Below are 26,872 nucleotides of genomic sequence, written 5' to 3'. Positions count from 1 at the left end.
TGTTGACGCAGTATAAACAGAGTTCTTAGCTTCTTTGAAGCTTTAGAAATCGTTATCCAGGGACGTAACAGCTCTTTACGCCAACCTTTAAAAGAGATGGGAGTATTAGAGCTGGTAGTCATCGGATAACACAAAATAGACGAGCATTCTGACTTATTTATTTTTTGAAGATGCCTTACATAGATATGCTGCTATTATTGCCGTTGCTGGTACCGTTAGAATTATTCCAATAGTTCCCGCAAGCCCCTGAATCAGTTCAGTACCAAGTATATCTAAATTCAGTAATCTATTAGCTGGCATATTTGAAGAGTATAGCAAAATAAGTACATTTATAGACCCTCCTGCAAAAGCTAGAATTAAAGTATTAGACATAGTTCCTATTATATCTCTACCAATATTCATGCCACTTTTAAATAGTGATTTTATACTCATGGCCTTATCTATGGAACTTATTTCGAATATGGATGAGGATATTGACATGGCTACATCCATTACTGCTCCCAATGCAGATACAAGAATCCCTGCAAACAATATACCATTTATTTTGAGATTAGTAGTTTCTGCTATATACATTATACTTTCAGCCTCTGACATGTTTATTCCTGAAAGATTTGTGGTTTCCCCAAATATGTAAGCAAGTACCCCTGCTATTAAAACTCCTACTAAAGTTCCTATAATAGCTGACAATGTTTTCTTATTTGTTCCTGATACTAGCACTAAGGTAATCGATGTACTTATTATAGCTATCATTATAGCTGATATTATAGGACTTACACCTCTTAACATTAAAGGAACCATCAAAAATATTATGCATATCATTGTAAATAGTAATGCTACTATAGACTTTAAGCCTTTGAATCCTCCTACCAATAATATTACTAATAAAAATAAAATAACCATAATAGATAAAGAAGTGCTTCTCTTAAAGCTAGATATAGCCACATCATTAAGCTCATTGTCAATAAAATACATGGCAACTATTACCTTGTCACCTTTTTTAACTACAGTATTATATAGTCTACTTACATTATTAGTTATTTCATATTGATTTTCCACATAAGGACCATCTAATATTTTTACTGATACCTGTTGATATCCTAGTTCTATTTCTTCTATATATTTATCATCCTGCAAATTTTCTTTAATTACATTTACTATTTCTGCTTCATAATATTCTACTCCAGCACTTAACTTGTCCAATAAAAATCCATTAGTAAATATTAGTTTAGATGAAAAAACAATTAATATCCCTAATATAACGGTTACTGTTATTGTTATGATATCCTTCTTGTATTTATTTATATCCATCAAAAGCCCTCCTCTCACCTATTTTTATTGTAAGGGGCTGTTTCAAACTTACTTTGAGTCAGCCCCTAAATTCAATGTCTATTTTTATTTTTTACTCTGCTCTGTATCCTCACCTTTGTTTTTTCTCTTAAGTAATAGAGTTACTCCTCCTCCAATTACTAAAACAGCTATAACTATTAGTACTATTGAAGAGCTATCTCCTCCTGTTTTAGGTAATTTAGAAGTATTACTTCCTGGATTACTTGATTTGCTTGGCTTATTAGGTTTACTTGGAGTTTCTGGTTTTTCACCACTTACTACAGTTATTTTTCTTGTCATAGTAGTAGTATTTCCATCACTATCGGTTATACTGTAAGTTAAAACATACTCTCCAGCTTTACTTGTATCCACTGAGCCTTTTATTACTATTTTTGAAGTTATATCTCCATCCTCTTTATCAGTAGCAGTTACGCCTGATTTTGGATCAAAGCTATCTCCAACCTTTATTGTTATATCCTCGGCTCCATTAATTACTGACTTTTCATTGGTTCCTTCACTTGGAATTAACACAATTTCTCCAGTATTTCTAACTCTAAGTCTTGCTCCTTCAGGATCCATTGAACCAAGTCCAATAGCAGATACTGTATCTCCAACTCTAATATTCTTATCCCATGTACCCTTTGTAGCTTCATCTTTTCCATCCCATATATATCCTTCTACATATATCCTTGACTCTCCAGTGCCATCGTTAATATATAGATTAGATTTATCCATTCTAACTACCTTACCTTGCACCTGAATAAGCTTACCACCATTCTCAGTTAGCATACTATTTCCAGTAGAAAGCTTTACCGGTGATATATCCACGGGATTTTCATCGAGAATTTGAATTTGAGCATCCTCATCATTAACTTGAATTTCAAATTCACCTTGATATGCATCTACTGTACCTGTAACTCTAATTTTTTGTCCAACCCTTAATGGAGTTTTAGATACACCAAATATACAAATACCTCCTGTTTCATCTTCTATATATACTACTTCAAAGAAGGAATTTTTAGGAGTTACTGCCTCTGATTGAGAAGTTACTATGCCTTCTATAGTAAACTCTTCTCCTAATAAATCTGGTACATTGTCCTTATTTGCATCTATTCTAACATCTTCAATATTTACTTTTTCAGCTACCTTCTCTGCCATCATCCAACCCATAATATTTTTTACGATTTTAATATTTGAGTAAGAGGTTGCATTTTGCCCATCTGTTTCAAAGTCTGAGAAGAATGTATTACCAGCTACCACTACCTTACCACCATTACTTAACTCTTCTGCTCCAATAACTGATACTTTACCTTGTTCTACTGGTACGTTATCTTTATCATTATCCGAATCGCTAGTAGTTGTAGTTTCGTGACCCTTTACTAAGAAATCTACCTTATCTCCCTTAGCTCCATCTGCAAGAACAACAGAAGCTCCACTATAGAAGCTATATTGCTCTTTTCCATCTTCAATACCTGATACTAAATTATATAATGGTGAACTGTACTTATTAAAGTATAGTCTATAAGGTTGACCTCCATTAGTAGTATTATCAATAACTTGGTCATCATTTATTCTAAGTTCTGTTCCTATAGCTTCAAGTAATGGATTAAGCTGCTTATCATTACTATACTCTCCTTTTCCATCCTTATAATCAGCAATAGTAGTTACTATTATATTTCCTCCATCCTTTACATAATCTGCAATAGCCTTTATTTCACTTGGCTCTAACTTACTCTTAGTTAAGTTGTATTTAGACTCGTCTATACTTTGAGGATCTGTAAGAATAAATAAATCTATTCCCTTAAGAGTATCTGCAGTTATTGGCTCCTTGTTTAAAGAAAGTATAGTATTTCTATCCTGTAGTAAATTCTTAAGAGCTGTGTATTTTCCTGCATAATTTCCACTTACATATTGATTTACGTGAGCACCATCTATCACAACTTTATAAGTATTTTCTGGATTTTTAACCTTTACCTTTACACTACTAGTAAATACTTTTTCACTACCTTCATGATTTATGGTAGCTTTAGCATAAATTGTATATTCACCTTGTTTAGTAGGTGTCCAATCTAATTGAGCATTTTCAGTTTTAGCACCTTCCACTAAAGGAATAACTTTTTCGCCTATTTTATTTTCTGTTTTGACTTCGTTTACAAAGAACTCAACCTTAGCATCTTTTAAAGCCTTAGCTTCATTATTGTAAACTCCCACAGAAACTTGAACCTTTTCATTAGGTAAAGTTATCTCATTATCTACAGTAACTGCAGTCAATCCAAAATTACTACTATCTCCAACCCAAACTGGAGCTGTGACTGCTATATCTTCATCTCCTTGAACTATTTTTAAATAATAGTAAGTGTATTCTGGAGAAAGTTCAAATTGCCAATCTACATTTTTAGAGTTAAACTCTTTAGAAGTCACCTCAACTCCACCATTAGAAATAACTGATACCTTCTTTATAGCATCATCATCAGCTATATTAACTTTAAAGTTAAGTTTATCTACTTCACCTAAAGAACTTCCCATGATACTACCATTTACTGTATAATCAATGGTCATATTCTCATCCTCTGACGCATATACATTTAAATTTCTCATGGAATCATATAAAGCTTCTCTAGAGTTATCTGTAGATATAATTACTGTTCTAGCAGTATTAGCTGTGTACCATTTTCCCTTATGATTGTCTTGATTATTGGTTGGTGCTACGTGCCATCCCTTATCAAGAGCTCTTGTATAATATTCATAGCTTGGGAAATATCCTGAACCTCTTATTGGCCCCTCACCATTACCAACTTCCACTAGGTTTACAACCTTATCAGCTCCTGCACTATAATAACCAAAGTCTGCAAAATCTCCAAAGGTTTTTCCTGGATGATTTAATTGTGAAATTGACTGTGGTTGTGTTTGCAATGTATTGTAATAGTTTTGTAAATTCATCGCCTTATTGGATCTGGTTTCAAATCCTGGTGTATTAAATGTGTTCATATGCCCCCAACCACCTGTAGAACCTGACCAAGTCATTTCATAGCCATATATAGCTGTAAAATCATCTCCTTTATCATATTTATCCGCTGTAACATGAGCATTTGCCCAAGCTTTACTTGCTGACCCATCCGCCAAAGTAGCTGCTGTATCATTATCAAACCAGTTTGAGTGGTCTGTTACTGCATAATAATCAGCTCCATGATTCTTAGCCCAAGTATAAGCTTCATCTAAAGATCCTGTTCCATCTGAAATATTAGTATGAGAGTGAAGTTGTCCAAAATAATGAGTTAGTTTACCTTTTTTAAATGACCACTCTTTAGTTGAAGAATTTCCCAAAGTATCCTTAGCTTCAACTTTAACTATATGACTTCCATCTGCTAAATCACTAGCTGGTTTATATAATATAGAGGTTGCAGTTATTGTAGCCTTAGAAGTTACCTCTTCACCATCAAAGAACATTTTAATAGAGTTCCTATCTACTCCTGTCCTATCTTTTATTGAAGCCTTTATTTCAGGTCTTGCTACATCTCCAATGCTTGCACCATTATCTGGTACCAAATCATATATTTCTGGCCCAACTATATCTGCATTAGTTACTTCTACAAGAAATACACCCTCTTGTGGAATTCTTGTAGTATTAGTTCCATCCTCTGCTACAAGATAATATTCCATACCTTTTAAGTTTAGCTCTTCTTTAGATATTAATCCCGTGTAATTGCCTTGTTCATCTTTAATCATGTTTATAGCTTTGAAGATTTCTTCTCCCTTAGCTCTATAATTTAACATTGCACTTTTAACTTCTTTATTATCTTCAATAGAAGCTGATATTTGTAGCGCTTCATCTATTGATGCCTTAACCACTGGTTCATGCTTTATAATAGGCCCTTCAGTATCAGGAGCTTCTACCTTTGTAAAGGTACAAGATGAACCATATATTTGTACAGTTGTGTTGTATCTCCCCATAGTTCCTTTAACATTAACTAAGTCACCAGTAACTACATTCATATTAGAAGGTACATAGTATATGTCTAACTTATCTTCTCCTTGAGTTAAAGTCTTAGCTGTAACATCTATAACTGCATTAGTTATTTCCACATATTTTGAGTCATAATTTCCTGTTAATAACTCTTTTATAGTATGAGTTTCTGAAGCTGGCATACCACTATTCGATATAACCTTAATATCACTAGCTTGAAGTTGAGATAATCCTCTAAATGTATCTCTTTTCCCCTTAACTTCCACTAAAGCTCCATTAACTGCAGCACTTAAGTCTATCTTAGTAGAGTTATTTGATATTGCAATTGCACCCGTAGCATCTTGAATATGAATTGTTTGATTTCTATCATTAAAGGAAACTACTCCTCTAACTACAGCTTCAGTCCCATTACTTAAAGCTCTAGCTGCTGCTATAGTAAGTGGATCTACTGGTGGTTCCTCTGGGTCTGTAGTCCCTCCTCCATCACAAGTAATTTTAATATCATCTATAGCTAAGTTACCTGATGCCTTGTTGAAAGTAAATCTTACTGCTGTAACTTCCTTTTCTAAAGAAACTGAAAAAGTGCTTTCACTAGTTACTGTAATATCTGGTCCTTTTATCTCTTTCCAAGCATCATTAACTTTAACTTCTAATTTAAATGTTGAAGTTATAGGACCATTAGCAGCCTGTCCCTTATACCAAAAACTTAAAGTTCCTGTTGAATTTAAGTTGAATACTGGTGTTTCTAAGGTTTCAGTACTACTTCCACTCAATCTTCCAAATCCTAATGAAGGTTTTTCTTTACCATAATTTCCACTTGTATCATATCCATCTAATACAGTGGCCTCTTCCCCATTCCTTGTAATTATCCAGCCTGTTCCTTCTGGCTTCACATTTTTTCTAGCCCCTGTAAAACCTTCTGATAGGAGTATTGTTGTATCTACATTATTATTAATAGCTTTTTCCAATGCATAAGCATTTATACTCGGCATCACGATATAAGTTACTAAGAATAATAATGCACTAATTAGGCTTAAAAGTTTATTATTTTTCTTTCCCAATTAATTGTCCCCCTTTATAATATTTTAAAACAATTATACCATTTTATTCTCAATATTGTAATTATTGTAATGGAATATTCAACCTTAAATTACTCTATAATTAACTATTTTTTTGAATTTCTGTGCGATTTTTATTAACTAACCAGTAAAATATGTAATTATATAATCTGATTAATAAAATATTATCAATGGATTATATAAATTTTATTGGAATATTTATTACTTCAAGCTATAATATTGTTGAACTTCTATTGGATAAAGGTAGGTTTTAGAAATGTTAACTATAAATTATCAAGTTGTCGCCATTGATGGAGACTATGCAATTTTAAAGGATGAAAATAATAATACTATAAGTATAGCCAGAGCCCTACTTCCCCTTGAAATAAGAGAAGGTTCTAAGCTTTTATTTGAAAACTTTGAATATAGTATAATTCAATAAAAATAAGACTATCTCCAACTGAGATAGCCTATAATTTTATTTTATCCACTTTTCTTTTCTGTAAATTTAGATATTACCATGGTGCAAACAGTATTTCCAGCTGAATTTAGTAGTGTTGCTGGAGCATCAATTATAGTCGCAATGACTAACATTATTGCTAAAGCTTCTGGCGGAAAACCAAATATACTTAGTATTAGCATCTCACCAATGGAACCTCCAACTGGTATAGCTCCAACAACAGCCCCGATTAATAACCCTACAGCTAAGATGATAGTTAATGTTCCCAAGCTATTCATGTCTCTTCCGAATATAGCAAATAGAAACATTATCTTATATATTCCACCTATTACTGAGCCATCCTTATGAATATTTACCCCTAAAGGCATAACTATATTAGCTAGAGAGCTAGAAACTCCCATGTTTTTAGCAGCTTCTATATTCACTGGAATGCAAGCTGCACTAGAGCATGTAGCTAGTGCTGTCACTGATGGTCCTGTAGAATTTCTCCAGAAAACTTTTATCCCTTCCTTACCTCCTGCTATATAAGCATAAATTGTGAAAAATATTATGAAGTAAACTATGGATACTACTAAATAAAGTACGAAAATCTTAGCATATCCACTTAATATTTGACTACCTAATTGTCCAACTACATTAGCAAAGTATGCAGCTAAACCTATAGGTGCATAATACATAATTATATTTATCACCTTATTTACTACTACTGCCCCACTATTCAAAAACTTAGAAAAAGCTTTTCCCTCTTCCTTCGCTAGCATAGTTCCAAAACCTATAAGCATAGAAAATATTATAAGTGCTAACAGATTACTTCTAGATAATAACTGTGAAAAATCTCCTACCGTTATACTAGCAACTATCTTTTCTAAGAATCCCATTTGTTCCCCTGCTGTAACTTGAGTACTATTAATTAAATTAGTAAACATAGATGAATCTAATCCTTCAGCAGGATTAAAAATCTTAAAACTAGCTACTCCTATTATTCCTGATATAATGGCTGTGAATGCAAATACTACTATTGTTACACATAGTATTTTTCCCAGCTTTTTAGAACTATCCATATTAGCTATGGCTGATGAAATACTGAAGAATACAAGTGGTATTAGTATAGTAAATATTAAATTTAGAAATATTGTTCCTAGTGGCTCGAAAATACTTGCTCTTTCTCCCATTATTAATCCTATAATTCCACCTATAATAACTGAAAACATCAAAATTATAGACGATTTATAATTCCTTAAAATCTTCATTCATTCCTCCTCCTTAAATGAAATAATATAATTACTAATCTAATTCTCATATATTTTATACTCTCATTATATTCAACAATATGTACAATAAATATAGAATATATTGCTTGAAATGTTGCAAAAAGTGCTTTATTATTAAGTTACAAATAAGGCTTTAATCTCCTTTACACTTTAAAGTAGTAGCATTAGTTCTAATACTTTTATGATACATTAATCTTAGGAGGAACTTTTATGAATAATACCTATTCTAGTAATAAATCTGGATATCTTCATAATGATTTTCAACTCTTTCATATAAAAGATAAAAAAAGTCAGGAATTCGAATTTCATTATCATGATTTTAATAAAATAATAATCTTTTTATCTGGAAAGGTTACCTATTTAATTGAAGGTAAAGCTTACTATTTAAAACCTTGGGATATTTTATTAGTAAATAATCATGATGTGCATAAACCGATTATTGATTCTAAAGAAACCTATGAACGTATAGTTATTTGGGCTAATTCAGATTTTATAGAAGATCATAATTATGAGGGTTGTGATTTATCTACTTGCTTTAAACTAGCAAAAGAGAAGAGTTTTAATTTGATTAGATTGGAAGCTAATTTTCAAGATAATCTTAAGAATATCATATCATCCTTAGAAAACTCCTTTAGTTCTCAGGATTTTGGCAGTAAACTTTTAAGTAATGCTCTATTCATTCAACTAATTATATATCTCAATAGATTATACCTTGATAATACTTACATTACCTCTAAGGATTCTTTGAAATATGATAAACAAATCGAAGATATTTTAAAGTATATAAATAATAATCTATCACAAGACTTATCTGTAGATATTATATGTAAAGAATTTTTTATAAGCAAATACTATCTAATGCATAAATTTAAAAATGAAACTGGATATACTCTCCATAATTATATAATACAAAAAAGATTGTTTCTGGCTCAAGAGCTTATAAAATCTGGTGAACCAGTAACTAAGGTTAGTTCTATATGTGGATTCAAAGATTACTCCAGCTTTCTTCGTGGCTTTAAAAAACTATTTCAGAAATCACCTCGTGAATATATTAATGAAATAAAATAGACTATTTCAAAATAATTTACTAATATTTGTCTGATATTGAGCATGTGCTTATATTAAAGTGCATGCTTAACATAAATTTAAGATTAGTTTATTTTGAGATAGTCTATTTAAACATTATTTAATTATTTTATTGAGTTTCCATTGAAATCTTTAAACTCAGGCTTATTTTGAGGATCGCCTACATTATTTTGATTTTTATGAAGCCTTTGTCTTCTTTCTCCCTTTTGCATTGGGTTACTAACATTAGCACCTGGTTTACTCTTCATACTAAACACATCCTTTCCTTAAATAGTTTCTTCTTTTTTTAAGGTTTTATGTGTCTAATAAAACTACTAATTTACAAGTTTAGTCTTGAATATACTAAACTTTAAAATAAGTTAACATATATCTATTTATTTCATAAGTTTTTTTACATTATCTAGATTCTTTTTATTGAAAGGTGGAAAAATTATTGGAATATTTATTTTAGTAGTTTTTCTTACAAGGCTTCTCCTATGAGAGAATGTAGTAAAGCTTTCTCTACCATGGTAAGCACCTATACCTGAATTTCCTACACCCCCAAAAGGTAGCTCTGGGTTAGCCAAGTGTGTTATCGTGTCATTTATACAAGCTCCACCTGAAGAAATTTCCGTCAAAACCTTTTCTTCTACTTTATAATTCTCAGTAAATAAGTAAAGAGCTAGCGGTTTTGGTAATCTTTTAATCTTTCCTATTACCTTATCTAAATCGCTATAGCCTATAATCGGAAGAATAGGTCCAAAAATCTCATCTTCCATAGCTGCTCCTTCCCATGAAGCATCTATAAGTGTAGGCTCAATATGTCTTTTTTCTCTATTAACTTTGCCGCCATATATTATTTTATCTGATTCTTTATCTAATATGTTTTTAAGTCTTTGTAAATGTCTATCATTAACAATTCTTCCGTAATCTTTACTTTCCTCAGAATCTTTACCATAAAAACTTTCAATTTGTATCTTTAACTCTTTAATTAATTCACTTTTTACCTTTTCATTAACTACCACATAATCTGGTGCCACACAGGTCTGACCTACATTTATAGTCTTACCCCAAATTATACGCTGAGCTGCCACCTTGATATTTGCACTTTCATCTACAATTACAGGACTTTTCCCTCCTAATTCTAAAGTAACAGGAATTAGATTTTTAGCTGCAGCCTCCATAATTATCTTTCCAACTTGAGCACTTCCTGTGAAAAAGATATAATCGAAAGTACCATTAATTAAAGAAGTATTAGTCTCTATTCCACCTTCAACTGAACGTATATATTCCTTTGGAAAGGCTTCAGTAATCATTTCTGTAATTACTCTTGATACATTAGGTACATTTTCGGAAGGCTTTAGTACTACACAATTTCCTGCAGCAAGAGCTCCAACTAAAGGCTCTATCAGAAGCTGAAATGGATAATTATAGGGTCCTATAATTAAAACTGTTCCATAGGGCTCCGAAACTATAAAACTCTTTGCTGGAAATAAATATAAAGGTGTTTTTACCTTCTCCTCCTTTGCCCAATGCTTTAGATGCTTTATAGTATGACTAATACTACTTAATACAAAGCCTACTTCTGTAGTATAGGATTCAAACTCACACTTTCCTAAATCCTTATCTAGTGCTTCATATATCCTACTTTCATATTTCTTTATAGCAGCCTTTAGATTTCTTAATTGATTAATACGAAAATCTATATCACGACTTTTCTTCGATTCATAAAATTTATGATGCTCTTCTATAATTTTATCAACATCCTTTGAACTTAACTCTTTATATTCCATAAGAATAATCACCCCCATGCATATTTAGAACAAAATTTAAAATATTATATTTTGACTTACAACTACTTTATATACTAAATACTTTAGACCTGTTACTATAACTATATTTTATACTATTTTTACAATTTATACTACAGGCCTATATAACAAAGCCCTACTTAAAGTTATTATCTTTAAGTAGGACTTGTTCTTAAAATTTTCTATTATTTTTTTAGACTCTCTATTTAACATTTTAAAATTTTCTCTAGGCAACTATTAACATAGTTGCCTAGAGACTAGTTATATAAATAACTAGTTGCTCTGTTCATATCATTATAAAAGTTTTCTCATTTCTCTATATCCCATAAATACAACCCATACATAGGCTAGAGTTTTAGGTATCATTAAAATTCCCACAATAGGTACAGTATTTGCCCATAGTACCACTGGAACATAAAATCCAAAGGATAAAGTTATAGCAAGGGGCATAAACTTAAAGCCTCTATCATTAGTTTCTTTAATCTTCTTATAGAAAATCCATATGATTATAATTCCCAACATAGCAAAGGGAATGTTACGATATATTCCCCAGGAAACTGGAGCATTATATGATAACCATTGATTTTGTGGAAAAGCACATAAGATAATTCTAACAATGGCTAAAGTATAGATAATAGTAGTTAAACCTTTTTCACTTTTAACCTCATAACGAATTCTCCATATATGATATAAAACAACGTAAAATATAGTCATTGTGATAGATGTGATTAGCTTTCCTATACCTAAAGCTGCAGCATTAGCTTCTAATCCAGTAGTAAGTAATCCATAGGCCCTTGGTACTAGATGGAAAGCATCTCCACACCCTAAAATCACTGCCATAATTCCAAATAATCTGTATTGCTTATTTTGTCCACTTTTCTTAATCATAATGATTCCAATAATTATAACTGTTGTAAGATATACAACATCGAAAAGTGTTTCCATAATTCCTTGCATAATAAATCACCTCATCTCTTATTTGAACATTGTTCATTTCAAAAGTATATAAAATACCATATCTTAGTATGGCATAATTATTTAGCTTTATTTTAAATAAATAATTCTCTTTAAAATTTCTATAAAAAAGGCTATATTTTCTTCTCTAGCTTTAAGCATAGCCAACATGTTATTAAAAATAAATTTAGCCATTCCTTCTTTAGTTAAATCATTAGTCCAAGTTTCATTACTAATGATCTCTTCAGAATCTAGTAGATTAACTATACTTTTACGAACCTTTTCAAAAAACTCGTGCTCTCTTTTCCTTCCAAGAGATTTCCCACTACTACTTAATAAAGATAATTGTTCTATCCAATTTTCTTGAAATTTATCTAGATAAATAAATAGATTATTATATAATAGCTCTATCTTTTCAAAAATATTCTTATCTCCTCTTAAGCATTTGTCAAAATCATTAAAGGCTTCTCTCCAAAAGTCTTCAACAACTGCCACTAGTAATTCTCCTTTTGTTGAAAAAGAATTATAAACTGTTCCTACAGAAATTTTACATCTACTAGCTACAGCCCTTATATTTATTGCTGAAATTCCTTGCTCTAAAGCAATTGCTTTTGCTCCTTCAAGTATGATCTCTCTTGGGTTCTCTGAGAATTTATTCATTTTATCTACTCCTAATTTGAACTTTGTTCAAATAAATCTTATAACAATTATATTCTAAAGTCAATAAGATTTTTTTATTCCTACTATCTTAATTTATTAAACTAATTTACTTCCTATAATTGTATTATAATCTAAAATTACTCATACAAACAGTCTGTTCTTATTCAAAAATTTCCCCTATAATCTAAATATAAAGTTTAAAGAAATATTATTATGATAAGTAAATATGTAACAGTCATTATTACCACTAACCTACTTAATAAAATATGTAATTGAAACTAAAGGTATTCTTTCAGCCATGGTTGGCATGAAAAAACTATCCCATGTGAAAGATAATATGAAGATATTAAGGTATTAAGGTATTAAGGTATTGATTTTAATTATTCTACTATAATAAACATCTATTCTATATCTTAGATGTTTATTATTTTTGATAAATATACCCGACTTGCTATATAATACATATGAGATGAAATTAATTATTTTACTTCATTATTAAATGTAATTATTATCCTATGAATAAATGATATTTTTATACTAATACCGTCATGTTAGTGTATAATTCAGTTTATTTATATTCGGCTTATGTTAAAATTAGAAAGTGATGTGATATTATGGCTAAAACTACTTTTAAGGGTAGTATTATGCTAAATCCTGTTCCAGCAGTGATGATAACTAGTAGAAATTCTAAAGGAAAAGATAATGTATTTACTGTAGGTTGGATAGGTACAGCTTGTACTAAACCTCCTATGATTACCGTAGCTATTCGTCCTGAAAGATTGTCCTATGAATATATAAAAGAAAGTGGTGCCTTTGTAGTAAATCTAACTTCTAGTACCCTAGTGAAAGCCGTAGACTACTGTGGAGTAAAAAGTGGAAGAATTACTGACAAATTTAAGGATATGAACTTAACTCTCAGTGAGGCTAAGGATATTTCTTGTGGCATTATTAATCAGTGTCCTGTTGCCTTTGAGTGTATAGTAAAATCCATAACTCCTCTAGGTACCCATGATTTATTTTTAGCTGAAATAGTTAATTGTCATGTGGAAAATAATCTTATAGATGAAAAAGGAAAAATTCACTTTGAAAAAGCAGACTTGCTTTCCTACTCTCACGGTGAGTACTTCAGTTTAATTCCTAATCCTCTTGGAAAATTTGGATATTCTGTGGCTAAAAAAGCTACTATTAAACCTAAAGATCAAGGTATAAAAAAGCATAACAAAGCTACTAAAACTACCTCAGTGAAAAAAGAAAAGGTACATAGTAATAAAAATAATAAGATTAATAAATCTAAAAAAACAAAAACTAAGAAAAGAACTCGTATATAAGAAATATATTTAATGTGAAAGGTGCGATGTTTAATGAACTTTATAAAAGTTGGTTCTGCTTGTCCTGTTACTAAGGTAGCAGATGTAGATTTTAACTTAGATGAAATAAAAAAATGTGTTGAGAAAGCTATAGAAGATCAAGTTAAAATTTTAGTTTTTCCTGAACTTTCTATAACTTCATATAGCTGTGCAGATTTGTTTTTTCAACAAAAACTACTTAAAAAGGCGGAGATAGCTATTGAAAACCTTTGTGTATTTTCCGAAGGAAGAGATATCTTATTTACTGTAGGTGCTCCTCTTGAATATGACGATGTCCTTTACAATGCAGCTTACCTTATCTTTAATGGTAAGGTTCTAGGTATTGTTCCAAAGAGCTACCTACCTAATGCTTCTGAGTTCTATGAAAAACGTTGGTTTAGTAGCGGTCTTAACATTACTTCTAGAATAGTTAACCTTTCTTTCCAAGATAATATTCCCTTTGGTACTAACCTAATGTTTAGAAGTAGTGATATCAGTATTGGATTAGAAATTTGTGAGGATCTTTGGGTTACTATTCCCCCAAGTAGCTTCTTATCTTTAGCTGGTTGTAATATAATATGCAATCTTTCCTCATCTAATGAGCTAGTTAGTAAGGCTGATTATAGAAGAGATTTAATAAAAAATCAAAGTGCTAGATGTATGGGAGCCTATATTTACTCTTCTAGTGGAGTATTTGAATCTACCACAGATGTACTATTTAGTGGTCATCTTTTAGTCAGTGAAAATGGTGGAATTTTAGCTGAAAATGAAAGATTTAATCGTGAAAATGAGATTATCACAGCTATTATAGATGTGGATAAACTAAAGGCTGAAAGATTAAAAAATATAAGCTTCAGAGATAATAAAGTATTAATTCCTTTTGATATGAAAACTATAAACTTTGAATTTAATAATATAAATATTGATAAATTTGACAAATATATAGATAAACATCCTTTTGTACCTAGTAATCCTCTTGAAAGAGATAAACGTTCTAAGGAAATATTTAATATTCAAACATCAGCTCTTGCTAAGAGGTTTGCTCATACAGGTTCAAAGAAGGCAGTTATAGGAATTTCTGGCGGCCTTGATTCTACTCTGGCTCTACTAGTAGTAATAAAAACCTTTGATATGCTTAAAATGCCTAGGGAAAATATTGTAACCATTACTATGCCTGGTTTTGGTACTACGGATAGAACCTATAATAATGCACTAGACCTTTGCAAACACCTAGGTACAGATTTAAGAGAAATAAATATTGTACCTGCTTCTCTACAACATTTTAAAGATATTGGTCATCCTGTCGAACAGCATGACGTAACCTATGAAAATGTTCAAGCAAGAGAAAGAACGCAAATTCTTATGGATATTGCTAATAAGGAAGGTGGATTGTTAATTGGAACCGGAGATTTATCAGAGTTAGCTCTTGGGTGGTGTACTTATAATGGAGATCATATGTCTATGTACTCCGTGAACTGTTCTATTCCAAAAACTCTTGTAAGATATTTGGTAGATTATGTAGCTGATCACGAAAGTACTCCTGAGATAAGTAAAATTCTTATTGATATTTTAGATACTCCTGTGAGTCCAGAGTTACTTCCTAAGGATAAGAATGGAAATATTACTCAAAAAACTGAGGATATTGTAGGTCCATATGAGCTTCATGATTTCTTTCTATATCACTTCATGAAGCATGGCGCTTCTAAAGAGCGTATAGAATTCTTGTCTAAGGTTGCCTTTAAAAATATTTATGATGAAGAAGTTATCGACAAATGGCTTAATAAATTTATAACTAGATTCTTCACTCAACAATTTAAGCGTTCTGCTCTCCCTGATGGTCCTAAGGTTGGCTCTATAAGCCTTTCTCCTAGAGGGGATTTAAGAATGCCATCAGATGCTAGTTATAATGGGTTTCTTTAAATCTAATTATAATTTGAAGTACTCTTTTGTTAAGTAAATCTTAAAGATATGATATAAAAATACCACTGATAATAAAAATCTGTTTATCCAGAAGGATAATTAGTTGCCTAATAACTCTGTTTATTATCAGTGGTTCATTAACTTAATATGTAGAATATTTTATTATAATATAATATTACAAAATAACTATAATTTATTATTATAATTTATAAAATACTATTTATAAATGTCTACTATAAGACCTGATATTTCATCTATAGTGCTGGCTACATCTAGATTTTCTCTTTCTTCGCTAAGTAGCATCTGCGTTAATTCTTCTAGCTTATTATCTATAGTCTCCACCGTCACAAAGTATTGAGTTTGCCAAAAACTTATATCCTTTTTTATAGAATACATAAATGCTAGTACTGATTCTAAATACGCTTTTATTTCTCTTTTATAAGCCCTAACATCAGCATAGCACTTGGAAATTACAAGTCTATTCCCCTTAGCACTTATATTTTTAAGCATTTTCTTAAGATCTTCTTCTGATTTTTGCTCTCTAGCAAAGTTAAAGTTTTTAGAGAACTCCTGTTTGTTATTTACAACTTTACTTTCTCTTTGTATTGGAGTATTTCTTCCAACTTTTGATATTTCCATATGAACACCCCCTTGTCCTTTAATTATATTATAAATAAAGTTAAAGGTTTTAGCTATATTTTTTACTATTTACTAATTAAATTATTTAAGGGATCATTATGAAGATTTTTGTGGATTTTTAGGTATATTATTTTATGGAATTATGTCTAATTTATTTGTTAAATTTAAATAAAAAATATCTTGTAATTTAGTAGTACATCCCTTATAATTTATGTATAAAATATAATTACATATGAGGGAGTAATTAGTAGGATTATCCTATGGCAATGTCAACATCTTGGCTTTAAGTCTGGCTTTGCATTAAATAATGAGACTCATGTATAGTTCTTACACTATATATGAGTCTTTTCTTTTTACATACATTCCCTACATATGTAATCAAGTTTTTGCAAATATTAATAAAAGAATATTTTTTCTTTTATTAACTTTAAGTAAGTTCTACTAACTAAGTCTAAGATTTAGAGTATGGCTTAATATTAATAATTATGAGGTGATTTTATGTATTTTAATGACTCTATTGATGATGTTATAGGTAAGTTTAACACCAATCCAGATACTGGTCTTACTTCATCTCAAGTTGAGGAAATTAGGTCCAAGTATGGAGCTAATAAACTGGCATCTAAAAAGAAAAAGACTAAAGTTCAACTATTCTTTGCACAACTAAATGATATCCTAATTTATATCCTTATAGTTGCAGCCATACTATCTATAGTCGTAGGAAAAGAAATTAGTGATGCAATTATTATAGGTATCGTTATTCTCGTTAATGCAATAGTTGGAATGATTCAAGAGTCTAAGGCTGAAAAGGCCCTTGATGCACTAAAGGAATTATCAACACCGAAGGCTATAGTAAAGCGTAATGGAGAATTAGTAGAAATTCCTTCAGAGGAAGTAGTACCTGGAGATGTAATCATTATTGATGCAGGTAGATTTATTCCTTGTGATATTCGTCTTATCGAAAGCGCTAACTTAAAGGTAGAAGAATCTGCCCTTACCGGTGAATCTGTTCCTGTAGACAAGGATGCAAATCTTGTACTTGAAGATGAAAAGGTATCTCTTGGCGATAAAAAGAACATGTTATTTATGTCAACCTTAGCTACCTATGGTAGGGCTATAGGTATTGCTGTTGCCACAGGTATGAATACTGAAATTGGTAAAATAGCTAAAATGCTTGATGAAGGTGAAAATGAGCTTACACCTCTTCAAAAGAAACTTGAACAACTCGGAAAAATGCTAGGTATTGTTGCTATTTGTATATGTGTTGTTATGTTTGCAGTAGGTTTATTCCAAGGTAGAGGCGTTACTGATATGTTTATGATTTCTATAAGTCTTGCCGTTGCAGCTATTCCAGAAGGTCTCGCAGCTATAGTAACTATAGTTCTTGCCCTAGGTGTTCAAAGAATGATAAAGCAAAATGCTATTATTAGAAAGCTTCCTTCTGTAGAAACTTTAGGGTCTGTAAATATTATCTGCTCTGATAAAACTGGTACATTAACTCAAAATAAAATGACAGTAGTTAAATACTTTGTAGATAATAAACTAAGTAATGTTAAAGATTTCAATATTAATAGTAATGGTGAGAAACTTTTACTTGAAAACATAGTTCTTTGTAATGATGCTACCTCTACTGCTACATCAAAAACTGGAGATCCAACAGAAATAGCACTTTTAGATATGGGAAATATGTTCAATTTATTTAAAGAAGAGTTAGACAAAACTCATAGAAGAGTTGATGAAATACCCTTTGACTCTGATAGAAAATTAATGACTACAGTAAACTCATATGAAGATAAATTCTATGTAATGACTAAGGGTGCAACTGATAATCTTCTAAACATATGCACTTCTGTTTATATTAATGGTGAAGTCGTACCAATGACTGAAGAAATCAAAAGTAACTTCTTAAAAGTTGCTACAACTATGTCTGATGATGCTTTAAGAGTTTTAGGATCTGCTTTTAAAACTATTACTTCTACCCATATAAAAGTTGATGAATTAGAAAAAGATTTAACCTTTATTGGTCTTGTTGGTATGATAGATCCTCCTAGACTTGAGGTTAAAGATTCTATAGAAACTTGTAAAGCTTCTGGTATAAAAACTATAATGATTACTGGTGACCATAAAAATACAGCTTTTGCTATTGCTAAGGAGCTATCTATTGCAGAAGATATAAATCAAGTAGCTAGTGGAGCTGACATAGATAGCCTATCAGATGAAGACTTGGCAAAGAAATGTGAAAATCTTAGAGTTTTTGCTAGGGTATCTCCTGAGCATAAGGTTAGAATAGTTAAAGCCTTTAAATCTAGAGGAAATATTGTATCTATGACTGGAGATGGTGTTAACGACGCTCCATCATTAAAAGCTGCTGATATTGGCGTAGCTATGGGTATCACTGGTACCGACGTTGCTAAAGGTGCATCTGACATGGTATTAACAGATGATAACTTCTCCACTATAGTAACAGCTATTGAAGAAGGTAGAAATATATTCAATAACATAAAAAAATCTGTAGTATTCTTAATTTCTTGTAATGCTGGTGAAATTGTTGCTCTATTCTTTGGTATTCTCTTTGGATGGGCAGCACCACTTAATGCAACTCATATACTATGGGTTAACCTTATAACAGACTCCTTTCCTGCCCTTGCTCTTGGTGTAGACCCAGGTGATAAGGATGTCATGAAGCATAAGCCAAGAGACCCTAAAGATAGTTTATTTGAAGGATCTATATTTACTCTCTTATTTAATGGTATATTAATTGGTGTATTAACTCTTATAGGCTTCATTTATGGAGTTATGAAATATGGTGATGCTGGAGTTACTCTTGTTAACGTAGCTAATAATCCCCAAGCTTTAATGCATGCTCAAACTATAGCCTTTGTAGTTCTTAGTGGAACTCAATTAATTCATGCTTTAAATATGAGAAGTACTGACAAATCTATATTTAAAATTGGTTTATTCTCAAACATGTATTTAATTTACGCAATGCTTGTTGGTATTGGATTACAGATGGCAGTTATCTATATACCACCTATTGCTAAACTGTTCAATGTTATACCACTAACTTTAGCGGATTGGGGAGTTGTCATAATCCTCAGCTTAATACCTCTAGTTATCAATGAAATAATAAAGTTATTTGTTAAAGATAAGTAGAAATAAAAAACAGCTCATAAAAGATATAAACATAATCTTTTATGAGCTGTTTTTTATATAGCAACTTACACAATTACATGAATTATTCCATTATTAAATTAATTGATGTGTATTTATATAATTTTGTACAAAATAAAGTAATATTTTGTCATAAATCCCCTTATTCCTTTGCCCCTTTTTCTATTGTAATCATACAATATATATTATAAAATATAATTAATTATTATACAGATAATTTATTATTTGTATATGTAGTTAGCTTAGATAAGGAGATGAAACATTTGGATTTCTTAAGCCCAGGTCAAAAACTTAAGCAACTAAGAAACCAATTAGGGATAAAGCAAATTGAGCTCGAAGCAATAGGTGTTTCAAGAAACTATATTAGCATGATAGAAAGTGATAAAAGACATCTTAATGCTAATACTCTTGAAAAACTTGTAACCTTCTTTGAAAATAGAGCTTTAGAATTAGATAGAGATTTTAATATAGACAAGGCTAAATTGGTTTTATCTAAAAAAGATGAAGCTAGAAATTATTGTAATGATAGATTATCTTCAAAAATTAACTTGACAGAAATAGATGAAATTATATCCATCGGTGAAGAATATAACTTGATAGATGTACAATCTAAAGCTTACTTTGATAAAGGAAATCTCTTATATAGATGTAAAGATTTCGATAAGGCTATAGTATATTACTATAATTCTTTAGAATCTTTTAATCTTCTAAATGATGATTTGTCTAAATCTTATGTATATTACAAGTTAGGTAAATGTAAAGTTCAAACGCTTTGTTACGAAGATGCTTTAGCTTATTTCTTCAAATGCTATTTCCATCTTGATAAAAATAATGATACGGAACTATATCAAAATTGTAGTTTTAATATTGCTTTAACTTACAAAAAAATGGGTGAATATGACAACGCTCTTCTTTATATAAATAAATTGATTAAACTTCCTTATTCTGAAGGTAATCTTAATAAATATATAGATTTAATGATTGTAAAAGCTAATTGTTATATAAGAAAAAATGATTTTGATATGGCTATTAAAATATATAATAATATAATAACTGTTTATGAAGATCAACTTGGAGCTTCTCTAGGGTATGTCTATAACAATCTGGGATTGCTTTATTTAGAAATTAACAAAATAGATGATTCCCTTCTCTATCTTGATAAAGCCATTGCTATTAGAGGACTTATGGACAAGTCGGCTCTATGTCATTCAATAATTGATAAATCTAAAGTTTATATTAAACTTAATTTATATTCCGATGCAATCCCTCTATTGGAAAAAGGTATAACTTTAGCCAAGGAATACCTTGATAAGGAATTTATGTTAACCGGATACGAATTACTTGAAAAAATATATTCAATTATACACGAGTATGATAAATTAGAAAATATATATTTAAGCTTATTATCAATATTGGAAAATACTGATTATGAAAGATTAATAAATACTTATATTAAATTATCTCTTTTATATTCAAATATGGGATACAGTGAAAAATGTAGAGAATATTTAATTAAAGCTCAGAATATATCAATACTGAATTAGTACTTTAATCTAACTATATTATTTATAGTTAGATACCATATATTTATTTCTAAAAGCTATATTCTCACCGAACTTTACTTCATGATGAATATAGCTTTTTTATTGTTTAATATGCTATAATTATTTGAATTATTGCAATTAATATATTTTTCTACATATTGAGTTTTAATATAATTAGATATAAAATATAAATAACTATACTTATTTAGCGAGGTGAAGGTTTTGGATTTCCTGAGTCCCGGAAAAAGAATAAAAACTCTTAGAAAACAACTAAATATTAAACAAGTAGAATTAGAAGTAATTGGTGTTTCTAGAAATTATATTAGCATGGTTGAAAGTGATAAAAGAAATCTTACCGGGGAGACCTTAAAAAAATTTCTTAAATTCATACAAAATAGAGCTAATGAACTTGATATTAATGTAAATCTAAATACAACTTATCTCCTTCTTCCTGAAAAAGAAGAGGCAAAAAATTACTGTGCTCTAAAGCTGGAATCCAATTTAAATCATGAAGACTTAGATGAACTTATAAAAATTGGAGAAAAATATAATTTAGTAGATATACTTATAAAAGTATATTTTTCAAAAGCAGATCTTTTATATAATGAATGTAGTTATAATGCTGCCTTTATATACTACTATAAAATTTTAGAAATTTATATTGACAATCATGACGATAAAAATAAAGCTTTTATATATACAAAACTTACCAAATGTAAATGTATGACTTTATCTTATGAAGAGGCCCTTGCTTATTCATTTAAATCTTACTCTTATTACAATAAGTTTAACGATAAAATCAATCTTATGCACTGTATATTTAATATATCTATTATTTATGAGAAGCTAGGTGAATATGATAATTCCTTACTTTATATTGATAAACTTCTAAATATATTAAATCCTAAAGATAACATTAGCAATTATATAGATGCTATTATTGTAAAATGTAAATGCTATGTAGCAAGGGGAGACTTTAAAATCTCTATAGATACATATAATTCTACTTTAAATAATTTTAATAATATTCCTAGTGTTTCATTGGGAAATATATATAATAATTTAGGAGATACCTATTCAAAGTTAGGTGAATTAGAATATGCATTGCTTTATTTTGATAAAGCTATATCTATTAGAACTGTCTTTGATAAATCTATTTTATCTCATAGTTTAATAGATAAATCTACTGTATTTATTAAACAAAAATTTTATAATAATGCAGTCTCTTTATTGAATAAAGGTATATCCTTAGCTAAAGAAAATTCTGACATAGAGTATATACTAAAAGGATATTATCTATTAGAGGATATATACATAGAATCAAATAACAAGGGTAAACTTGAAGAAATTTATCTCCTATTAATAGAAACTTTAGACGGCATTGATTCAATTAAACTTTTAAACATATACATAAAATTATCTATATTATATATGGAAAATAATAATGTAGATAAATCTAAAGAATTTCTATATGAAGCAGAGAAAATTCAAAAATCTTTAAATTAAAAAGGTTCTCGTGAACCTTTTTTTATTTTAATTTTCATATGATTCGTAACACTTTTATATTTACTTTATGTTACTGATATGTTATATTTATAATATAAATTACAAATTTAGTAATATATTTATCATGAGTTAACCTCACTATTAAAGTCCTTTCTTTTGTTTTAACAAATTAATATACATAAATCATAGTAAAATATTCTAATTTCTATTTAAACAGGGGGATGAATAATTTGATATTAAGTGAAAAAGCTAAACCTAGACTTTATTTTACTAATAAAATTAAGTTTAACTTAAATACTACTGAGCTTGATAAAATAATAGGTAAAAGTGAATCTAATAACTTGATAGACATACTTCTTTCTACCTATTTTAAAAAGGGAAATCTATTATTTAACAAAAGTTTATTTAATCAAGCTTTCACATACTATTCAAAAACCTTAGACATATATAATACTTTTCCTACTAAAGATAGCTCTATCATATACATATATAATAGATTAGCTGAATGTAAAATTAATACCCTTTGCTATGAGGAGGCTTTAGCCTACTTATGTGAATGTTATTCCTGTATTTCCGAACTTAAAGATAAAAATAATTATAATGATTGCATCTTCAATTTGGCTTTAACCTATAAAAAACTAAAGGATTTTGATAATGCACTCTTCTATGTGAACAAGTTTTTAGATTCATTGGATATTAATAATAACTTAATTAAATATATTGAGGCAGTAATTTTGAAATGTAACTGTTATATTGGAAATAATTCTCCTTCCAATGCAATAGATCTCTGTGATAAGCTGTTTCTTAATCTTGGAGATAAATTAGAAAAATATACTGGATATATATATGATATTTTAGGAAGAGCCTATCTACAAAAAAATAATAAGGAAACTGCTCTAAAATATTTTAATAAAGCTTTATATTTCAAATCAGTAAATGATAGATCTACTCTCTGTCATTCACTAATAAACATGTCTAATTTATATATAAATGAAGGTTTATATAAGAAAGCAATTGAAGTTATAAATAACGGACTTATTCTATCTTCAGAATATCATGATAACGAATACTTATTAAAGGGTTATTTAATACTTGAAAAAATCTATAAACAATTAAATGATCATGAAGAACTTAAGTATTTATATATACAGATGCTAGAAGATTTAAAAGGCATTGATTCCTGTATATTGATGGATATCTATACAAAACTCTCTTCTCTTGAATCTCATAATATAGATTACAGTAAATTAAATAATATTTTTTCTAAAAATAAATTATTTACAATTATTTAATCTTTTTCTGTAATAAATTATACTTTATGTTTTTTTATTTTTATGTATTATATTAGGAGTTTATTTAATATGACAGATTATTAATATCCCTCTATAAAATAATTATATTTTCGGATTACACTAAATTTCATTATTACCTTTTAATTTAACTACATCGTTGTTATTTGTAGTTAAATTAAAACAAAAGGATTGGGTTTCCCAATCCTTTTGTTTTAATTATAGATTTTACATATAAAACTACATATCATTAATTTGTTACCTTCTAACGTAAAAATAATAAAATCATTTTTATCGTTCTTATCCATATAAAAATATTTAGCATCTTTACTTAATTTCTCTATTACGTTTTGATGATTATCATCAGATATACTGGTCCCTATGACGTTCATCGTCCCTTCATCTCCTAGTATCACAACACCACCATAGGATATTTTAAAAGATAATTATTCCTCATCTTCTCTATACTCCAATATATCTCCAGGCTGACAGTCTAAAGCCTTACATATAGCTTCTAGTGTAGTAAATCTTACGGCTTTTGCCTTATTATTTTTTAGAATAGAGAGGTTCGCCATGGTTATACCAACTTTTTCAGAAAGTTCAGTGGCACTCATCTTTCTCTTGGCCATCATTACATCTACATTAACAATTATCAATTAATCCACCTTCCTTATATAGTAAGATCATTTTCTTCTTGAAGTTCTATTCCATTATTTATAAGTTCTCTTACTACTGAAGAAATGATAAATACCATCATGGTAGCAAAAGTTATAATCACACAAATTAAATTCTTATATATGAATACTGATCCTATTAAATAAGCAATAAAAGCTATAAATGCACATATACTTATTATTTTAAGCTCCTTTATACTCTCCTTGCAGAATGGACTTCCCTTTAATAATTTACCACTTAACTTCATTACTGATATAAGCATTAGTAAAAATGGGATATAGGTTATGTATAAAAATACCTTAACGCTTCCCCCTATTTCTAATCCAACACTGGATATATTACTAAGATACCAATTCACTATGTTTGGTAATATAGCTCCTGCTATTATAGTTATAACTACTGATAGAACGGATATTATATAAAGTAATTTTCTAAATAACATATTTTTCAAATTTATCACCTCTATAAAAGCTTATCATAACAAATTTTGTATGTCTATAATTTATTATTGTTATTCAATAAAAACCTATTTATACTATATAGAAAGCCACCTCAAAATAACTTACTAAACTTAATAAAATGTTGAGCATACACTTTGATATAAGTGCATGCTCAACATTAATACAAACTTTAGCTTATTATAAGACAGCCTACTACTTTAACCTAGTTCCCTTCTCATCTTGCTCTATAAGTCCTTTTTTCATAAGGCCTCCTAAAGCTCTCTTAAAGGCATTTTTACTAGCTTTAAAGTGTCTCTTTATATCCTCTGGACTGGTCTTATCATTAAAACTCATTGACCCTTTATTTCTCTTTAGGTATTTAATAATAACCTCCTCTAGGTCTCCCATCTCCTCAAGACGAGGTTTTCTTGTGGTAATTTGTATTTTACCATCATCAAAGTATTTCTTTACTCTAGCCTTTATTTTATCCCCAATAGAAATATCATCATAACATTCACTTTTTAATATTATTCCTCTAAAGGTATTATCTATAGCTACTAATAAATTTCCATTAGAATGTTTTCCGTATACTACCCCTTCTACTTCTTCACCTACATTATAGTGAGTAGTATCATGTAAGTATCTATCTACCTTAGTTGTTGCAGCTATTCTGTTAGTTTTATCTATATATAGATAAAATAAATATTCTTTATCTACTTCTAATTCAAAGGATGCCTCTCTAAAAGGAACTAATACATCTCTTTCTATACCTATGCTAACAAAGTATCCTATTCCAGTTTTATCTACTACTTTTAAGTAAGCAACATCTCCTACCTGCGCTTCTACTGGCTTCATGGTAGCAATTGGTCTATCTTTAGAGTCTCTATATACAAATACATCTATCTCATCTTCTACATCTATTTCACTTATTATATTACCATTTGGTATTAGTATATCTTGAGAAGTAGTTTCTCCTTGTGCGTCTAAATAATATCCAAATTCACAACTTCTTGCTACTTTAAGGGTATTAATTTTTCCTAATTCTATCATTCATATTCTCCTATCTATTCAAATAGCTTTATTAAATATATTTCATTTAATTCACAGCCTACGTTACTTTGAAATACAAGCTACAATTTAAATAACATTGATACACACGTTATTTATAATTATTTTATTTTTCTCAGTTATTTCTATAGGTGATTCCAATCAATATATTTATTAAGCTTCTCTACAAACTTTATTAAATATTTCTCTTCTAATTCTGTAAATGTATTAAATTCATAACTATCTATATCTAATACTCCATAAACTACATCATCTTTTATTATAGGAATTACTATTTCAGAATTTGATGCAGAATCACAAGCAATATGTCCCGGAAACTCATGAACATTATCTATTCTTTGAATTTGCTTAGTAGCTACAGCTGTTCCACATACACCTTTTCCTATAGCTATCCTATTGCAAGCTGGTAACCCCTGAAATGGTCCTAGAACTAATTCTTCATCCCTTACGAAGTAAAATCCACTCCAGTTTAATTTATCAAAAATAGTATATATAATAGCAGAAGCATTAGAAATATTTGCATATATATTTTTTTCTGAACTCAACTGTCCTTCTAAGAGAATTAGCATGTATTTATATTTTTCTTCTGTAGTCATTTTTTTGATTACATCTAACTTTATCAATATTATATCTCCTAGCATAATTTTATTATATTATTTAGATTTACATAAATGCAAAATTTATACCATAACTAATATCTTGACATTT

Annotated in this window: 21 protein-coding genes; 8 read left to right on the top strand and 13 right to left on the bottom strand. The window is 29.5% G+C overall.

The window, feature by feature from the left end; all coding sequences use genetic code 11:
* Positions 1–153: 153 nt before the first annotated feature.
* A complete protein-coding gene (locus B3W71_RS13085; RefSeq protein ID WP_346889374.1) occupies positions 154–1,308 on the bottom strand; it encodes a YibE/F family protein in 1,155 nt (384 codons plus the stop codon).
* A gap of 84 nt (positions 1,309–1,392) precedes the next feature.
* A complete protein-coding gene (locus B3W71_RS13080; protein ID WP_346889373.1) occupies positions 1,393–6,351 on the bottom strand; it encodes a CehA/McbA family metallohydrolase in 4,959 nt (1,652 codons plus the stop codon).
* A gap of 274 nt (positions 6,352–6,625) precedes the next feature.
* Between B3W71_RS13080 and B3W71_RS13075 the strand changes: the two genes are divergently transcribed.
* The gene (locus B3W71_RS13075) at positions 6,626–6,790 is read left to right on the top strand and encodes a DUF3006 domain-containing protein (RefSeq protein ID WP_346889372.1); all 165 of its coding nucleotides are present in this window, start codon (positions 6,626–6,628) and stop codon (positions 6,788–6,790) included.
* A 41-nt stretch (positions 6,791–6,831) separates the two neighbouring features.
* Here the strand turns inward: B3W71_RS13075 and B3W71_RS13070 are convergent, their stop codons facing one another.
* A complete protein-coding gene (locus tag B3W71_RS13070; protein ID WP_346889371.1) occupies positions 6,832–8,058 on the bottom strand; it encodes a dicarboxylate/amino acid:cation symporter in 1,227 nt (408 codons plus the stop codon).
* Positions 8,059–8,289: 231 nt separating this feature from the next.
* Here B3W71_RS13070 and B3W71_RS13065 point away from each other — a divergent pair, with 231 nt between their 5' ends.
* Positions 8,290–9,147: an AraC family transcriptional regulator gene (locus B3W71_RS13065; RefSeq protein WP_346889370.1), complete on the top strand. Its 858-nt coding sequence runs from the start codon at positions 8,290–8,292 to the stop codon at positions 9,145–9,147.
* Positions 9,148–9,269: 122 nt separating this feature from the next.
* On the opposite strand, the gene B3W71_RS13060 is transcribed toward B3W71_RS13065, so the two are convergent.
* The 4 genes from B3W71_RS13060 to B3W71_RS13045 form a co-directional block, all read right to left on the bottom strand.
* A complete protein-coding gene (locus B3W71_RS13060; RefSeq protein ID WP_346889369.1) occupies positions 9,270–9,413 on the bottom strand; it encodes a clostri-philic family protein in 144 nt (47 codons plus the stop codon).
* Positions 9,414–9,539: 126 nt separating this feature from the next.
* Positions 9,540–10,937, bottom strand: coding sequence for an aldehyde dehydrogenase (locus B3W71_RS13055; RefSeq protein ID WP_346889368.1), 1,398 nt, complete (start codon positions 10,935–10,937; stop codon positions 9,540–9,542).
* Positions 10,938–11,249: 312 nt separating this feature from the next.
* Complete coding sequence (locus B3W71_RS13050; protein WP_346889367.1) at positions 11,250–11,912, bottom strand: hypothetical protein; 663 nt, start codon at positions 11,910–11,912, stop codon at positions 11,250–11,252.
* An 87-nt stretch (positions 11,913–11,999) separates the two neighbouring features.
* Positions 12,000–12,569 (bottom strand): TetR/AcrR family transcriptional regulator, encoded by a 570-nt coding sequence (locus B3W71_RS13045; RefSeq protein WP_346889366.1) that lies wholly within the window; start codon positions 12,567–12,569, stop codon positions 12,000–12,002.
* 614 nt (positions 12,570–13,183) lie between these two features.
* Here B3W71_RS13045 and B3W71_RS13040 point away from each other — a divergent pair.
* Together B3W71_RS13040 and B3W71_RS13035 are read left to right on the top strand one after the other, a co-directional pair.
* Positions 13,184–13,897: a flavin reductase family protein gene (locus B3W71_RS13040; RefSeq protein ID WP_414632031.1), complete on the top strand. Its 714-nt coding sequence runs from the start codon at positions 13,184–13,186 to the stop codon at positions 13,895–13,897.
* 33 nt (positions 13,898–13,930) lie between these two features.
* Positions 13,931–15,835: an NAD(+) synthase gene (locus B3W71_RS13035; RefSeq protein ID WP_346889365.1), complete on the top strand. Its 1,905-nt coding sequence runs from the start codon at positions 13,931–13,933 to the stop codon at positions 15,833–15,835.
* Between the two features lie 216 nt (positions 15,836–16,051).
* Here the strand turns inward: B3W71_RS13035 and B3W71_RS13030 are convergent, their stop codons facing one another.
* Positions 16,052–16,474, bottom strand: coding sequence for a YaaR family protein (locus tag B3W71_RS13030; protein WP_346889364.1), 423 nt, complete (start codon positions 16,472–16,474; stop codon positions 16,052–16,054).
* A 498-nt stretch (positions 16,475–16,972) separates the two neighbouring features.
* Here B3W71_RS13030 and B3W71_RS13025 point away from each other — a divergent pair, with 498 nt between their 5' ends.
* The 4 genes from B3W71_RS13025 (at position 16,973) to B3W71_RS13010 (ending at position 23,984) form a co-directional block, all read left to right on the top strand.
* Complete coding sequence (locus tag B3W71_RS13025; RefSeq protein ID WP_346889363.1) at positions 16,973–19,624, top strand: cation-translocating P-type ATPase; 2,652 nt, start codon at positions 16,973–16,975, stop codon at positions 19,622–19,624.
* A gap of 281 nt (positions 19,625–19,905) precedes the next feature.
* Positions 19,906–21,186, top strand: a complete 1,281-nt coding sequence (locus tag B3W71_RS13020; protein ID WP_346889362.1) for a helix-turn-helix transcriptional regulator — start codon at positions 19,906–19,908, stop codon at positions 21,184–21,186.
* A gap of 222 nt (positions 21,187–21,408) precedes the next feature.
* A complete protein-coding gene (locus B3W71_RS13015; protein WP_346889361.1) occupies positions 21,409–22,692 on the top strand; it encodes a helix-turn-helix domain-containing protein in 1,284 nt (427 codons plus the stop codon).
* A gap of 221 nt (positions 22,693–22,913) precedes the next feature.
* Positions 22,914–23,984, top strand: coding sequence for a hypothetical protein (locus B3W71_RS13010; RefSeq protein WP_346889360.1), 1,071 nt, complete (start codon positions 22,914–22,916; stop codon positions 23,982–23,984).
* A 212-nt stretch (positions 23,985–24,196) separates the two neighbouring features.
* Here the strand turns inward: B3W71_RS13010 and B3W71_RS13005 are convergent, their stop codons facing one another.
* From B3W71_RS13005 to B3W71_RS12985, 5 genes are all read right to left on the bottom strand, one after another.
* Positions 24,197–24,373, bottom strand: coding sequence for a hypothetical protein (locus B3W71_RS13005; RefSeq protein WP_346889359.1), 177 nt, complete (start codon positions 24,371–24,373; stop codon positions 24,197–24,199).
* Between the two features lie 54 nt (positions 24,374–24,427).
* Positions 24,428–24,613: a helix-turn-helix transcriptional regulator gene (locus tag B3W71_RS13000; RefSeq protein WP_343827581.1), complete on the bottom strand. Its 186-nt coding sequence runs from the start codon at positions 24,611–24,613 to the stop codon at positions 24,428–24,430.
* A 38-nt stretch (positions 24,614–24,651) separates the two neighbouring features.
* Complete coding sequence (locus B3W71_RS12995) at positions 24,652–25,098, bottom strand: DUF2975 domain-containing protein (RefSeq protein ID WP_346889376.1); 447 nt, start codon at positions 25,096–25,098, stop codon at positions 24,652–24,654.
* A 211-nt stretch (positions 25,099–25,309) separates the two neighbouring features.
* Positions 25,310–26,146, bottom strand: coding sequence for a CvfB family protein (locus tag B3W71_RS12990; RefSeq protein WP_346889358.1), 837 nt, complete (start codon positions 26,144–26,146; stop codon positions 25,310–25,312).
* A 143-nt stretch (positions 26,147–26,289) separates the two neighbouring features.
* Positions 26,290–26,787: a GAF domain-containing protein gene (locus B3W71_RS12985; RefSeq protein ID WP_346889357.1), complete on the bottom strand. Its 498-nt coding sequence runs from the start codon at positions 26,785–26,787 to the stop codon at positions 26,290–26,292.
* Between the last annotated feature and the right edge of the window lie 85 nt (positions 26,788–26,872).

The organism is Clostridium sp. UBA1056 (assembly GCA_002316385.1).
Lineage (GTDB): Bacteria > Bacillota > Clostridia > Clostridiales > Clostridiaceae > Clostridium_J.
This window is presented reverse-complemented; position numbering and strand designations above follow the sequence as displayed.